Below are 14,891 nucleotides of genomic sequence, written 5' to 3' on the forward strand. Positions count from 1 at the left end.
TGTTCAATTACTCCCTATGACGGTTGACCGTTTATTTTGTTACAGCCAAAAGCTGAGAAAGCGTTTGATTTTCGCCGGAAAGTTCAATGGCTTTGCGTAATGTTTTATCAATTTGCTGAATGATGGGGTAGAAGCCTTCATCGCCAATGGCGTTTCGGGCAATGTAGGCCATCAGTTGCGTTTCAATAATCTTACCCGATACGCTTAAGCCCGATTCACTGCGTTTTACACCTTTTGTTGCGGCATAGCTGATGAACTGATCCATCACGTTTTCACCTTTCAGGTGATTGACAATTTCCTGCGGTGTTTTCAGTTGTTCCAGCTCAGCGCGGTGGGAGTCGGTATAGTCGAAAGCAAAATGGTAAACCAGTGCCTTTTGGGTGATTTTCGAATAGTAGTCCGAGTAGCCTGTTGTGTCTAGTGGCACAAAATAATCGGGCATGATACCGCCGCCCCCGTAAACGATACGGCCCCCTTTGGTTTCGTACCTCAGTGTGTCCGAGAATTGAATGCTGTCGGCTTCTTCCAGCTCTCCGTGTACCGCGCGGTTCATCAGGTCGTGATAGTACTCTTCGGTTCCTTCGTCGTAGGGTTTTTGGATGCAACGACCGCTGGGTGTATAGTAGCGGGCTACTGTCAGGCGCAGAGCCGATCCGTCGGTAAAGGGAATTTGTTCCTGTACCAGGCCTTTGCCAAACGAGCGGCGCCCCACAATAATGCCCTTGTCGTTATCCTGCAGGGCACCGGTGAAAATTTCGCTGGCCGAAGCCGAGTATTCGTCAATCAGCACAAAGATGCGCTTGTCGGCCCAGCTGGCTTTGCCCGTTGCGGTGTATGTTTTCCGGGCCTGGGAGTGGCCTTCGGTATATACTATCAAATCACCTTCATCCAGAAATTCGTTGACCATTTTTACCACGGCCATCAGGTAGCCGCCCGGGTTGCCGCGCAGATCGATAATGACCTGTTGGGCGCCCAGGGCATCAACATTGGTCATGGCTTTCATGAATTCGGTATAGGTTTTTTCGGCAAAGCGGCTCACCTTTACGTAGCCGGTACTGTCGTTAATCATATAATCCACATCGACACTGATAATGGGAATGTCGCCGCGGGTAATTTCGTAGGCAATCAGGTCGTTAATTCCTTTGCGCTTAATATCGACATTTACGCGGGTGCCTTTTTCGCCCCGCAGCAAATTCATCACCGTTTCGTTTTTGACACCGTTGCCGGCAATCAGCGAATCGTTTACTGCAACAATCCGGTCGCCGGGCTGGATGCCCAGTTTTTGCGACGGACCTCCGGAAATCACATCAACTACCTGGACGGTATCGTTGTAAATGGTGAATTGTACGCCAATGCCGCCAAAGTTGCCTTGCATCTCCTCATTCACTTCCTGCATATCGCGTGCAGGAATGTAGGTGGAATGCGGATCCAGCTTTTTCAGGATCGTCGGAATGGCTTCTTCAACCAGCTCGCCGGTGGCAACCGAGTCAACATAGGCATTCGAAATTAAATCGATAATCATGCTTAGTTTGTTGCTCTTGGGAGCAGTCAGGCTGGGCAGGCCAAGTCTGGGGGCTTGACTGTTTAAGTGATTGCCCAGATATATTCCCCCGATGATTGCCAGGGCGATCAATAAAGGGAGGTAGATGTTTATTTTTTTCTTCATGTTTTCTGTTGTTGTTAGTCTTCAGTTTCTACCTGAACGACTTCAATTTGGGCACGTTTCAGCAGGTTAATACCATCTTCGAGTCGGTAGTTGGCGGTAAATACAACCCGTTTAATTCCGGCCTGAATAATCAATTTGGCACATTCCAGGCAGGGCGACGAAGTGACGTACATGGTCGCTCCATCGCTGCTGTTGCCCGATTTGGCTACTTTCGAAATGGCGTTTGCTTCAGCATGTAGAACGTATGGCTTGGTTTGATTGTTTTCATCCTCACAGTTGTTCTCGAAACCCGACGGGGTGCCGTTGTATCCGTCGGAGATAATCATTTTGTCCTTAACCAGAATGGCGCCTACCTGACGGCGTTTACAATAAGAGTTCTGAGCCCATATTTGAGCCATTTGCAGGTATCGTTTGTCTAAAAGGTATTGTTTGTTGTGCATTTGTTTTTTGTTGAAAGTCTTCAAAAGTAATAAATGCGATTGCTTTTTGGCATAAACAGTAACGAAAAAACGCTCATTCGGAGAAAGAATGAGCGTTTCTGGATATCGTATAAGCGGATGAAAGTCAGACGTGCATAAAGCGTTCAACCAGGTTCAGCAGATCTTTTGAACGAATCGGCTTGGCCAGGTACTCGTCGCAGCCGGCATCGAGCGCTTTGCTTCTGTCCTCGGCCATGGCAAAAGCTGTTTGAGCAATAACCGGAACGTTTGGGTTGATGTCTTTAATCAGTCTGGTTGCATCGTAGCCATTCATCTCGGGCATTTGCAGGTCCATTAAAACCAGGTCAATATCGTCGTGTTGCCGGAACATTTCTACAGCTTCGCGACCATTTTTAGCCCATATAATTTTCGCTTTGATTTTACTTAGTACAGCATTCAGGTATAGAAAGTTGGATTCCACGTCTTCAGCTATCAATATTTTCAGCGCGTCAACAACAATCATGGTTTATGTTTTTAGTGCTAAACAAAGATATTGCTTCTGTGTATTAAAAGCTATACCTGCGGGAGTATATTTTACAAAAAAGGCATCCAAAAATTGGATGCCTTTGTACCCGGGGCGGGAATCGAACCCGCACGATATTGCTATCACTGGATTTTGAATCCAGCGCGTCTACCAATTCCGCCACCCGGGCGTTGGTGCATGGATCGTTTTTCTTTCGAATTACTGACCCGTGGCTGAATTAGCGATGCAAAAATAGTGGAAATTTTATTCGCTCAAAGCATTATCTGAAAAAAGTTTTTGCTTTTCTGTCCGGTATAATTTGTGGTTTGCTTTGTTTGCATTGAAATCCAGTAGAATAGTGGTTTTTCTATCCGACTGGATTTCTTTTAAAAAAACGCAATTTTTTTGACCACTAAGCTTCAAGTGTTTTCTTTTCCCGGGTCAGATAGCCGTAAAGCAGCAGCGCAAGAGCCGAAATTAGGCCAATGCCTACGAACACAAACCAGATGTAGTGGGCATGTGCGGTAGCAAGCTTGTAAGCTTCGGGCGTGTCAAATAGCCGCGGATCGGGGCAATACTTGTCCAGCAGGTAACCTCCCAGACCAAAGGCCAGCAAATACGATATGAAAGAGTGCAGGTGCGAGAAGCCAAGATACAGGCCTTCTTCACCTTTGGGCGATTGAAGTGAAAAATACTCCAGGTAACGCGGTGTGATGAAGCATTCAGCCAGCGCCTGAAAAGCGATACCAACAACCATCATAAAAGCTACCGGGTGCAGCCCCAGGATGCTCTCATGCCCAATTAGTGTTCCGAAAGACATGATGAGCGCTGAAAACGGAATAATCAGCATACCGATGGTCATCGACCGTAGTGCTGTAAATCGTTTCATCAGGCTTGTTACAAAGTTCACCAGCACAAACACCACCAGCGGGTTCACGTTGGCATACCAGCCTGGCGAAGCATCCTGTCCGATCATCCGGATCACATATTTGGGCATGGTGGCATACATCTGGCTCTGGATCATCCAGAAGCCGCTAATAATCAGGATCAGGATGATCAGTCTGACGTTGCCGACAACTTTTAGAAGTCCGACTCCCAGTTCGCGGAACGACTTGCCTTCGCCTTCGGTTTTCACCGATTTGTAGAGGAAGAAGACCGAGATGAGAGCCACTGCGGTCATGGCTGCCGAAAAGAAGTTCAGGTAAACCAGCCCCTGGTCTCCCAGGCTCTTGCGCAGCGGGTCGACCACTGTTTTACCGATGAATGCTCCAATGTTGACCATCATGTAGAAGATGGCATAGCCGCGTGCGCGCGTTTCGGAGCTTGTCTCGCGGGCTACAGTACCCGATATCACCGATTTGATGAACGATCCTCCGATAACAATGAGCACCATCACCGGCACGATTGTCCAGCGTAGCGGGCTTGTGTTTAGTCCGTTAAAGGTGGTTTCCATGTCGTAGCTGACCAGCCCGGCACTTTCGAGCAGGGTTGGTAAAATGCCCAAGCCGGCGTAGCCCGCTGTAAGTAGGCTGAAGGCGATGATGATGGCCTTGCGGAAACCGATTTTATCGGCGTAGGCACCCACAAAAGTTGGCAGCAGGTAAAGCGTGGCCGAAAAAACACCACTAATCCATCCTGCTTCAACATCGGAGAATCCCCACACATTGGACAGGTAGATGGTGATGACGATAAAAACGGCATAGTAGGCCAGTCGTTCAAGGAGTTCAACAGAGTTGGCAACCCAAAAGGGGCGGCTGAACCTGGTCGGTAAAGTTGTTTCTTGCATAAATTGTAATTTCAAAATGCTGCAAATATAGAATCTTTACTTATGCTGAAAAATATACGAACATTGGCGTGGTTTTAAGGCTTTTCGCCCATCTTTGATACGGAACCCCCGATTGGAGCGCCAATGAACACACAAACCGACCTTGAATTGATGTCACGGATAGCCGGAAATGATGAAAATGCCTTCAGCATACTTTTTCATCGTTACTATTCGGCTTTGTGCTTGTTTGCGACTCATTTTTTGCAGGATGATGAACAAAGTCGCGAGTTGGTGCAGGAGCTCTTTGTTCAGCTTTGGGAAAAACGCCGGCAAATTCGCGTTCATCGTTCTGTAAAAAGTTACTTGTTTCGAATGGTTAAAAACCAGCTGATTAACTTGGCAAACCACCGTAAGGTTGAACAGCGATACGCGGAAATGATTCTATCGGAGAACATTGATGTTTCACCCAGTCAGTATTTTATGGAGGTAGATCTGCACCTGAAAATTGAAGCAAGCATTAACGCATTGCCTGCCAGGCGGAGGGAAATTTTCAGACTTAGCCGGGAGCGGGGGCTTAGCTATCGCGAAATTGCCGGGCAGCTTCACATTTCGGTCAAAACCGTGGAAACACAGATGGGCTTGGCGCTCCGGCAACTCCGTTCCGATTTGAAAGAATACCGTCATCTGCTGATCGGAATCAGCATCTTCAAAAAATAATTCCCGCTACTTTTCAGGGTGTTTCCACCTGTTGCTTGTCATAGCTACAAATGGGAACACCAAAAGACAATACAAACGAGAAATGGGCAGCATTGGCCAAACAGTTGTTTGATGAGCCGGCTCCCGATAAAGCTCAGCCGGGCGAGGATGCCTGGGACGAGCAGGAATTGCAGCAAATTTGCGAAACAGCCCGGCAGGTCGATCTTCATCTGCACCAAAGGCGCTTTGCAGCCACCCGCGATTATCCGGCAGTGGAGGCTATCATTCGCAAGCAGAACAGGCCGGTCTTATGGCGACTAAATCGATTTTGGATGCGGATTGCCGCTCTTGTTGCGCTTGTTCTGTTGCTTGGATCGGTGCTGCTTTGGACTGCGCAAAGCAATTGGCAGACGGTAGCCCCTGAATCGGCCGTTACGGACAACTACGGGCGAACCCGAATTGAATTGGCTGATGGCTCCGTGGTTACCTTAAACCGGGGCAGTCGGTTGGATTATCCCGATCAGTTTAAGGGTGATATTCGCGAAGTGAGCCTGAACGGCGAAGCGTTTTTCGAAGTTCGCCCCAATGCCGCGAAAGCTTTTGTGATTCATGCGGGGCCTGCCAATATCCGGGTGGTGGGAACCAGTTTCAATGTGAATGCCCGACCGACTTCGGGCGAAGTAGCCGTGGTGGTTGAAAGCGGCAAAGTGGAGGTCAGTGCTGCCAATCGGACAGACAAGGCTGGCGCGCTTATGCTGAGTCCGGGGCAGCGGGGGCTGTTGGTTGGATCAGCCTCGGTTTTCGAAAAATCGACGAATATCGATCCCAATTACCTGGCCTGGAAAACCCATTCTTTTCAATTTGAAAAGACCAGCCTTGAAGAGGTGATAAAACAGTTAAACAAGGTGTACAATGTGCATATTGTGACGGCTGATCCCGCGATGGATCAGCTGTTGCTGACGGCACACTTTGATGACCGGCCCATCCGGTTTATTTTGGAGGTAATTGCCATGACCCATAAGCTGACCATTCAGCAGACGGATGCAGAGGCGTACCTGCTGAGCAAAAAGTAGAACCCTAAAAACAAAAAGGCTATGAAAACGAATAGATGGAGTGAGAAAATGGCTGCTATGCTGGCGACTGTCCTGTTGATGCTCGCTTCGTTTACAGCGGCAGCCCAGGTTGACCAGAGCGCGAAGTCAATTCTGGATCAAAATATCAGTATTGTGGCCGACGAAGAACCCCTGTCGGATGTGATTCAGCGCATTTGCGACTATTTCAATCTCGATTATTCGTACAATGCCAAGCTGATTGAGGATAAAAAGGTAAGCCTTAATATTTCGAATGTACCCATCCGGCAGGTGTTGCAACGGCTGATGAAAGACTATTATCTGATTTTTGAAATCGAAGATAACATCTTGGTTGTTCGCGACTATGTGCCCTTGCGCGAGACGCTCAATTATGAGCGAATGGAGAAGTTTTCGCCCGGGAAAAATCGCTTCGAGTTTCTGAATAAGCGATCCAAAAGCATCACTATCGATTTTAAATCGGCCAGTAACCTGATTATTATTCCGGTTATCATCAACGACTCGGATACCTTGAATTTTATTCTCGACACGGGCGTGCGGTTTCCGATTATTACTGAGTTACCTTTTGTCGATAAGATCAATCTGAACTATATGCGGCCGGTGGAGATATCGGGTTTGGGCGAAGGCGAAAGCTTAACGGCGTATCGCTCGGGCAACAATACCATGAAAATCGGTACCGGACTGATTTCCTACAACCAGCAGGTGCAGATGATTATTGACGAGCATTTTCAGATTTCGCAGATCCTGGGCTTGCCGGTGCACGGATTGATTGGTTTCGACCTGTTTAAAGATTTTGTGGTGGAGATTGATTACGACAATCAAAAATTAACCTTGATCAAGCCGGAGTATTACCGCGACCGGGTGATCAACCGCGACATTGTAATGCCCATTCACTTTGAGTATAACAAGCCCTATGTGCGCACCACCATTGTGACGGACCAGAACGAGTACGTGCCGGTGAAGTTGCTGGTGGATACCGGAGCCAGCGATGCGATCTGGCTGTCGACAAGTTCGGATGAGCGGATTGACGTGCCCGAAAAGCATATCGAAACGTTCCTGGGACGCGGTTTAAATGGTGATTTGTATGGCACCAAAGGGCGTATTGGCGGAATATGGGTTGGCCCGCTCATTCTGTCGGAGCCCATAGTTTCCTTCCCGGAGGCCGCGATGGTGGAGCAGCTCATTCGCGACGACCGGAACGGAACCCTGGGAGCTGAGATCTTACGCCGCTTTTATGTGACGATCGATTATCCGAACAGCCAGATTAAACTGCGCCCCACCGGAAAAGTGAAAGACGACTTCAACTACAACATGAGCGGGCTCGAAATCTCGAATCCATTTCCCGGAATGCCGGTTTTCACCATCGACCAGGTGCGCCAGGGCTCGCCCGGCGACCGTGCCGGCTTGCAGGAAAATGACCAGATTTTATCATTAAACCGTTCAAATCACAAAAGTTTATCCTTAAATGATATAAATTTGATCCTCATGAGTAAGGAAGACCGGAAAATTGACATGACGGTGCTTCGCGACGGGCAGGAAATTGAAACGACCTTTTATTTGGAGAAAGTCTTTTAATGATAAAATACCAGCTACTTCTCAGCTTTTTGATGCTTTGTTGCGGGGCCTTTTCGGTTAGCGGCCAGGATCAGAAAGCTGTTTTTTTAAGTCGAAAAATTAGTCTCACGGTCTCCGATCAGCCGTTGGGGCAGGTTTTGGAGCAGATTTCGGAGCTGGCGGAGGTTAATTTTTCCTACGATCCCAGCCTGCTCAATACCGAGCAGCCGGTAACTGTTGGTTACAGCCGACAATCGCTCGAGTCGGTATTGCGCGATTTGCTTGCGCCCGAGTTTGAGGTGCAGGAGCTCGATAATCAGATCGTCATTCGCTTGCGGGAGGTAAAGACGGAGCTGGCCCGGCAGGACTATCAAATTGTGCAGGGCAAAGTGTTGGATGGCGAATTTGGCGAGCCGCTTGCCTACGCCAGTATTTCGGTCGTTCAGCAGCCCTTCGGAACCATTACGAACGACGATGGCCTCTTCGAGCTGAAGATACCCCCGAAATATCGTGGTCAGCAACTGGTGGTGTCGTGCATGGGGTACCGAAAGTTGCTGCTCATGCCCGATAGCCTGCCCGCACAGCCACAGTCCATTATGCTCGATCCGGTGAATATCCGTTTGAAAGAAATCAAGGTGCGAGCCATCAACCCGACGTGGGTGATGGAGCAAATGGAGGATCGCATGGCAGAGAACTATCCTTCGGAAAACCGGCTGATGACTGCTTTCTACCGTGAAACGCTGACACAGGACAAGGTCTATATTAACATTTCCGAAGCGGTGATTCAACTGCTGAAAGCATCGTATAGTCAGCCATTTCACGACGATAAAATCCGCTTTGTAAAAGGGCGAAAGAGTCCCGATGTGGAGGCTTTTAAATGGGTTGATTTTAAAATGCAGGGCGGACCCTATTACACCAGCCGGCTGGATGTGGTGAAAACAAGGGATAGTTTTATGGATCGGGAGTACCGGTATGCGTACCGCTACGAAGCAGGGGCTATGATCGACTATTTGGGGCGCCCCACTTACGTGATTTATTTCAGTCCGATTGCGAAAACTGATTTCCTGACTTACCAGGGCCGGCTGTTGATCGATCAGGAGACTTTTGCACTGGTTTACGCCGAGTTTAGCTTGTCGCGCCATGGTATTCGCATTGCTCGCAATCAGCTTATCCGTAAGAAACCGAAAGGGTTCAATGTACGGGTGTTGAAACTCGATTATCAGGTGAGTTACCGTCAGAATAAAGGCCGTTGGTATCTGAATACCGCGCGTTCGTCGGCCGGTTTTCGGGTGCGTAGCCGGCACGATAGGGTGAACTCGGTTTTTCACAGCGTTTCCGATTTGCTGATTAACGAGCACAGTCCGACGCGTTTACGACGATTTCCGAAAGAGGAACAAATTGGTGCAGCCGATATATTTACCGAGATTATCGGCGATTACGATCCGGCATTCTGGGAGAATTACAACATCATTCAACCGACCGATGACTTGCGCAAGGCGTTGAAATCGTTCGGCAATGAGGCTGCCGACAATAAAACCGATCGTTGATAAGCCGTTTTACATCCGGATCGAAGCGAAATGCCTCCGGATCACACCGAAATGTCTGCGGATTGCACCGAAACGCCTGCGGATTGCACCGAAATATTGTCGGATCAGTCCGAAATGCCAGCGGATTATATGGAAACGCCTGCGGATTGGAGCGAAACACCTGCGGATTGAATCGAAATGCCTGCGGATCGGACCGAAATGCTTGCGGATTGCACCGAAATATGTGCGTAAAACGAAGCCGAAGAATCGGTTTATCTTACAGAAGTTGGTCGAGCAGCTCTTTTGCGCTGATGTCTTCCTGTTTCAACTGGGCTTCAAGCAGCGAGAAAACCGGCTCCAGTTCCTCGTAAGCATGGTTTTTGCCTTGCAAAAGTTCCTTTAGTTTGAAGGACAGTTTTTCGGAGATCGGGCCTTCCCAGTCCGACTGAACGATCTTTCCTTTAGCAATCTGTAACGCAACGTTTAGCTTTCCTTTTGCTGTGTCGATGGTGTTGCGGTAGGTGTATTTGGGCGAGTAGCCGTAAATCCATTCCCACTGGCTGTATTTCTCATCACGCAGAACCTGTATGGCTTGTTTATCGGCATCCGTAAGTTCCATAACCCGGTAATCCGCGAAGTTTTTCGCGATGGTTTCGAACATGAAGTTGCTGAATTCGCGAACCGTCATCGGGGCGCGAAGATGATCGGCAATGTTGGTGACCTCGCTCCGGTTCGATTGCACAGCTTTATGCTCAAAGCGCGATAAATCAACCTTCAGGGCATTTTTCAACTTCTTCAGCTGGCTGTTGAATAGGAGGGTACCATGGTGTAAAACCCGCTTGCGGTAAACGTGTTGCGCATTGCCCGAAATTTTTTTGCCATCCACAATCAGGTCGTCGCGTTTGCTGCTCGAAACCTCCAGACCGAGTTTCTCCAGGGCTTCTTTTACCGGTTGCAGGAAGATCCGGTAATTGATCTCTTCAATTTTTTCAACCTTGCGCATAAAGGTGAAGTTGAGGTTTCCCGGATCGTGAAAAACAGTACCGCCGCCCGACAAGCGCCGGGCAACCTTAATCCGGTTTTCCTTCACGTAGCGATGATTGATTTCGGCCAGGGCGTTCTGATGTTTTCCCACAACAATAGAGCTTTCGCTGCTCCAAAGCATGAAAATATCGTCTTCAAAATTTTTCAGTAAATATTCTTCCGTAGCCAGGTTGAAATACGGATCGGGATGATTCAGGTGGTAACAAAGTACAGTCATTTGATGAAGCTTAATCGGTTTTCCCAAACAGCGGAAAACGAATTTTGTTGCAAATATAGCGCCTGTGGGATAAAATTATCCCGGCTAAAATTGCAGGATAATGCCAACGGTTGGCAAAATGGTTCCCGAGTCGTCCTTCACCCGTTTCAGCAGGTAGCGGGTGCCGTTGTCGGTGGTTCGGTAATTGCCGGCTTCATCGGTTTGGCGCAGCAAAATATCCTGGTTTTCATTTTTGAAATTGTAAAAATTTTGAAAATCCAGGTAGAATTTGGCCGTCATCGTTTTCCAATAATAGGCTTTGTCGATACGCAGGTCGAGCTGATGAAATGCCTTAAATCGTTTGGTGTTCCAGCGGTCTGTATCCAGAAATGGGCCGTTATTGGCATCCCAGGCCGCAACCAGCGACGATCGGTCCATATCCCAGGGCGTATAGGGCAAGCCTCCAACCAGGCGCCAGCGCGCACCGATTTGCCAGCTGCGTTTCATCTTTTTTGTTGAAGTTAGCACCAGTACGTGGCGGCTGTCCCAGCTCGAGGGAATCATCGTTCCGTTTTTATCCGCGAACTCGCTGCGCACAAACGTGTACGACAGGTTGAAATTAAATTTTCCGGCTTCGGAATATCGGGCTTGCAGTTCGGCACCGTGGGCTTTACCTTCCGACTCGGAACTAACTTCTTCGTTCCCAACCACGCCAAAGTCGGCGCCCAGGTTGGCCAGCGAAATGGAGTCGTTCACCGAAAAAGGGTAGTCCGCATAGTTTTTGAGGAAGCCTTCGAGGCTGAGAAACAAATTGGCCTGGGGCTGGTACGAGATGCCGGCAATGAAATGATCGGCGCGGATGTATTTCAGCCCGTTTTGTTTGTTGATGTATTGATTGTTTTGGCGGTACCCCAGGGCTGTGTAGGGCGGCAACTGGTAATAACGGCCGGTATTGAAGTTGACAGCCCATGCCGGAGTTAGTTTCCACGAGGCTGAAAAACGAGGCGAAAACTGCTCGAAAGCATTGCGCATCCGGGACGAATAATTGTTGGCATCTACCCGAAGGCCAAGGCTTAAACTCAGCCGGTCGTTTACAAAGCTTTGGCTTGCCTGTGCAAACAGTCCCCACTTCACAAAGTTGAGTTCGGTCGTGTAGTCGACCCGTAGTGGCCCGTCGTTGTAATAGCGGGTTTGTTGGGTTGAATTGGTATAGCGCACAAAGTCGGCATTGGCGCCAAAGTTAAGCTTGGTTCCGCCCGTGCGGATGAGGTTTTCGTAGCGGAGCTTGTTTTCGGCTTCCTGCGAGCGGTAGTCGATGGTTTTATTGGCCTCGGAGCTGTCGTTGTTGTCGCGATATTTTTCGGCTTCGTTATTCAGATGGTTGCGGCTTACTACAAAGGTTTGATAACCATGCTCATTGTAACGTTTGTAAACGGCCCCAATGGTGTACGACCACTGTGTGTTTTCGGGCAATTGGGTGAGGATGTACTGCTGTTGCTCATCCGGATTTTCAATATCGGTATTTAGCTTTGAAAAGTCATAAGCTCCCAGCCCGATAATGGATAGTTCGTTTTGAGCATCGATACGGGTTTTAAGTTTAAACTGCAAATCGTTAAAGGTTGGCAGAAAGGGCATGTCCAGCAAGCCAAAAAGAAATTGCAGGTACGAGCGCCGCACCGATGCAACGTAGCTTGTTTTGTTGCCTGCCGGGCCGCTAACCGTTGCGCTGATCTCGGCGGCGCCAACAGCGGCTTGCCCCCGAAATTGATCGCTGTTGCCGTCGACCAGCGAAAACTCGAAAATGCCGCTCAGCGCATTGGCCCGGTTCGCCGGAAAGGCCCCGGAATAGTATTGTACCTCGCGAAGCAAATCGGCATTGATGATGCCCACAGGGCCGCCCGAGGCGCCTTGGGTGGCAAAGTGATTGATGTTGGGCACTTCAACGCCATCCAGAAAAAAACGGCTCTCGGAAGGGCCGCCCCCGCGGATAATAATGTCGTTGCGGAATGAAGGGGTAGACTGCACCCCTGCAAAAGATTGAATGACCTTGGAAATGTCGCGGTTGGCTCCCGGGCTGCTCTCAATTTCGGATAGGCCAATTGTTTTCAGCGACAAGGGACTTTCTTCGCGCGTTCGGTAGGGCGAGGCAGCGACGCGGATTTCTTCGAGCTGTTGGTTTGTGCGTTCAAGACCGATCTCCAGTTGGGCCGTTTGGGCATTGCTGATCTCAATTTCGCTCGACAGCGTGTTTTGGTAGCCGAGCAGCGAAACTTCAACCCGAACAAAGCCTGGTTTCAGCCCGCTAAAGCTAAAGGTTCCGTTTTCGTCGGTTATGGTGCCATTGGTGGTCCCCGAAATGATCACATTGGCAAAAGCGATGTTGTTGTTTGTGTTGAGGTCGAATACGCGACCCCGTAGCTTTCCTTGCTGCGCGTGCGCCGGCAGAAAGCCCAACAGGAAAAGCAGGGAAAGGATGATCTGGCGATTTTTATGGCGGTTCATGTTGCTTCTGTTCTGGTTTGCTGTTTCTACGATTTGTCCGATCAAATCCGCTGTGTTTTCAATTCGTGCTTATCTTTGGGTGTTCGCCCGAAGATGGCAATTTGTTTATTGCAACTTTAGGAATTATTAAACAATGATTTGAAGCCGCTTGTTCGGGATCAGGCTTTTAAAAAACGAAAAAGAACGTATGCGCGTAGTAATTCAACGAGTTTCGTCGGCATCGGTAACCATTGCCGGTGATGTGAAATCGGCTATTGAAAAAGGTTTATTGGTTTTGCTGGGCATTGAAGATGCCGATACCGATGAAGATATTGACTGGTTGGTCAAGAAGATTTGCCAACTTCGGATTTTTGATGACGATAACGGGGTGATGAACAAGTCGGTTGAAGAGATCGATGGTGACATGATTGTCGTGAGCCAGTTTACCTTGCATGCCAGCACCAAAAAGGGAAATCGTCCGTCGTATATCCGGGCGGCCAAGCCCGATTTTGCCATTCCGATGTACGAAAAGTTTTTACAGGCTATGCACGAACGCCTGCACAAGCAAATAGGCTCGGGCGAGTTTGGTGCCGATATGCAGGTGCAGCTGGTGAACGACGGGCCGGTAACCATCCTAATAGACTCTCAAAATAAAGATTTTTAGGCCTGTTAAACATGGATTCCTTAACTTCGTATAACTAAAACAATTGGGTTGATGGACAAAATTGAAGCGAACAAGGCTCCGGTAAGCATTCCGGAAGCACAGCAAATGGTCGATTATTGGATTCGCACGGTTGGCGTGCGGTATTTCAGCGAGCTAACCAATATGGCCATTTTAACCGAGGAGGTGGGCGAGTTAGCGCGCCTGATGGCCCGGACCTATGGCGATCAGTCGTTCAAGAAAGCAGATCTGGGGAAAGATCTGGGAGAGGAGATGGCCGATGTACTTTGGGTGTTGATTTGTTTAGCCAATCAAACCGGAATCGACCTGAATGAAGCTTTTTTGAAAAGTATCGAGAAGAAAACGAAGCGGGATAAAGACCGCCATCAGAATAATTCAAAACTAAAATAAGCAACGATGACAATTCAGGCTGAACTCGCTGCGATCAACGAAAAAGCAGCATCAAACAATAACCACGAAATGCAACAATTGGCATTTTCGTGTATCGATCTCACGACCCTCAATCCAACCGATACGGTGAGCCGTGTGAAAGCATTTGCCGCGCGGGTGAACGATTTTTACAACGATTACCCCACCTTGGTGAATGTGGCCGCAATTTGTGTGTACCCCAATATGGTGCGCAGTGTGAAAGAGGTGCTGGCCGTTGAGCCTGTCAAAATTGCCGCAGTTGCCGGAGGCTTTCCTTCGAGCATGACCTTTATCGAAATGAAGGTGCAGGAAGCGAAAAGAGCGGTGGAGCTCGGTGCCGATGAAATTGACATTGTTCTCCCTCTGTGGGCCTTTCTGGATGGAAATAAGTTGATTTGTAAGGAAGAGATTGTGACCATCAAAGAAGCTATTGGCGAAGCCCACCTGAAGGTTATTCTGGAGACCGGAGCCCTGGCCGAGCCTGAAAAGATTCACCATGCCTCGATGTTGGCGATGGAGGCCGGTGCTGATTTCATCAAAACATCAACCGGAAAAATGAGTCCTGCCGCAACGCCCGAAGCAGCCATCGTGATGTGCCGCGCAATTAAGGATTTTTGGATGAAAACCGGCAAACAAATCGGTTTTAAACCCGCCGGCGGCATCGCTACAACAGAGGACGCCATTCTTTACCTGACGATTGTGAAGGAAATTTTGGGTGAAGAGTGGATGAACCCGCAGTTGTTCCGCATCGGGGCAAGCCGCTTGGCCAACAACCTGCTCAGCGATTTGCTGGGTGAAGAAATCACCTATTTTTAATGCGGGCGGGCGCGCCTGTTTGGCCCC

13 protein-coding genes and 1 tRNA gene are annotated in these 14,891 nt (G+C 48.9%); 7 read left to right on the forward strand and 7 right to left on the reverse strand.

Translation table 11 applies throughout. The features are described 5' to 3' along the window. Positions 1-31: 31 nt before the first annotated feature. The 5 genes from C8N47_RS07230 to C8N47_RS07250 form a co-directional block, all read right to left on the reverse strand. Positions 32-1,666 carry a S41 family peptidase gene (locus tag C8N47_RS07230; RefSeq protein WP_107821877.1) on the reverse strand — a complete coding sequence of 545 codons (1,635 nt, stop codon included), beginning with the start codon at positions 1,664-1,666 and terminating at the stop codon, positions 32-34. Between the two features lie 14 nt (positions 1,667-1,680). Continuing rightward, a complete protein-coding gene (locus C8N47_RS07235; protein ID WP_107822031.1) occupies positions 1,681-2,106 on the reverse strand; it encodes a deoxycytidylate deaminase in 426 nt (141 codons plus the stop codon). Between the two features lie 124 nt (positions 2,107-2,230). Further along, positions 2,231-2,608, reverse strand: coding sequence for a response regulator (locus C8N47_RS07240; protein ID WP_107821878.1), 378 nt, complete (start codon positions 2,606-2,608; stop codon positions 2,231-2,233). A 106-nt stretch (positions 2,609-2,714) separates the two neighbouring features. After that, positions 2,715-2,798: transfer RNA gene (locus C8N47_RS07245), tRNA-Leu, on the reverse strand. Positions 2,799-3,020: 222 nt separating this feature from the next. Then, a complete protein-coding gene (locus C8N47_RS07250; RefSeq protein ID WP_107821879.1) occupies positions 3,021-4,394 on the reverse strand; it encodes an MFS transporter in 1,374 nt (457 codons plus the stop codon). Between the two features lie 150 nt (positions 4,395-4,544). Here C8N47_RS07250 and C8N47_RS07255 point away from each other — a divergent pair, with 150 nt between their 5' ends. From C8N47_RS07255 to C8N47_RS07270, 4 genes are read left to right on the forward strand one after another with little or no spacing between them, the layout of a single operon-like run. After that, positions 4,545-5,090: an RNA polymerase sigma-70 factor gene (locus C8N47_RS07255; RefSeq protein WP_170111326.1), complete on the forward strand. Its 546-nt coding sequence runs from the start codon at positions 4,545-4,547 to the stop codon at positions 5,088-5,090. Positions 5,091-5,140: 50 nt separating this feature from the next. Further along, the gene (locus C8N47_RS07260; RefSeq protein ID WP_107821881.1) at positions 5,141-6,142 is read left to right on the forward strand and encodes a FecR family protein; all 1,002 of its coding nucleotides are present in this window, start codon (positions 5,141-5,143) and stop codon (positions 6,140-6,142) included. A gap of 21 nt (positions 6,143-6,163) precedes the next feature. Further along, positions 6,164-7,732 carry an aspartyl protease family protein gene (locus C8N47_RS07265; protein WP_107821882.1) on the forward strand — a complete coding sequence of 523 codons (1,569 nt, stop codon included), beginning with the start codon at positions 6,164-6,166 and terminating at the stop codon, positions 7,730-7,732. Continuing rightward, positions 7,732-9,258 carry a carboxypeptidase-like regulatory domain-containing protein gene (locus C8N47_RS07270; RefSeq protein ID WP_107821883.1) on the forward strand — a complete coding sequence of 509 codons (1,527 nt, stop codon included), beginning with the start codon at positions 7,732-7,734 and terminating at the stop codon, positions 9,256-9,258. Before C8N47_RS07265 ends, C8N47_RS07270 begins: the two co-directional genes overlap by 1 nt. A gap of 256 nt (positions 9,259-9,514) precedes the next feature. Here C8N47_RS07270 and lplA read toward each other — a convergent pair whose 3' ends face one another. Beyond that, positions 9,515-10,498: a lipoate--protein ligase gene (gene lplA / locus C8N47_RS07275; RefSeq protein ID WP_146161456.1), complete on the reverse strand. Its 984-nt coding sequence runs from the start codon at positions 10,496-10,498 to the stop codon at positions 9,515-9,517. An 84-nt stretch (positions 10,499-10,582) separates the two neighbouring features. Next, positions 10,583-12,979, reverse strand: coding sequence for a TonB-dependent receptor (locus tag C8N47_RS07280; protein ID WP_146161457.1), 2,397 nt, complete (start codon positions 12,977-12,979; stop codon positions 10,583-10,585). A 187-nt stretch (positions 12,980-13,166) separates the two neighbouring features. Here C8N47_RS07280 and dtd point away from each other — a divergent pair, with 187 nt between their 5' ends. From dtd to deoC, 3 genes are read left to right on the forward strand one after another with little or no spacing between them, the layout of a single operon-like run. After that, positions 13,167-13,622: a D-aminoacyl-tRNA deacylase gene (dtd, locus tag C8N47_RS07285; protein ID WP_107821886.1), complete on the forward strand. Its 456-nt coding sequence runs from the start codon at positions 13,167-13,169 to the stop codon at positions 13,620-13,622. Between the two features lie 51 nt (positions 13,623-13,673). Beyond that, positions 13,674-14,030: a nucleotide pyrophosphohydrolase gene (locus C8N47_RS07290; protein ID WP_107821887.1), complete on the forward strand. Its 357-nt coding sequence runs from the start codon at positions 13,674-13,676 to the stop codon at positions 14,028-14,030. Positions 14,031-14,036: 6 nt separating this feature from the next. After that, complete coding sequence (deoC, locus tag C8N47_RS07295) at positions 14,037-14,864, forward strand: deoxyribose-phosphate aldolase (protein WP_107821888.1); 828 nt, start codon at positions 14,037-14,039, stop codon at positions 14,862-14,864. Positions 14,865-14,891: the final 27 nt, after the last annotated feature.

The sequence above is a fragment of the Mangrovibacterium marinum genome (assembly GCF_003046625.1).
Classification (GTDB): domain Bacteria; phylum Bacteroidota; class Bacteroidia; order Bacteroidales; family Prolixibacteraceae; genus Mangrovibacterium; species Mangrovibacterium marinum.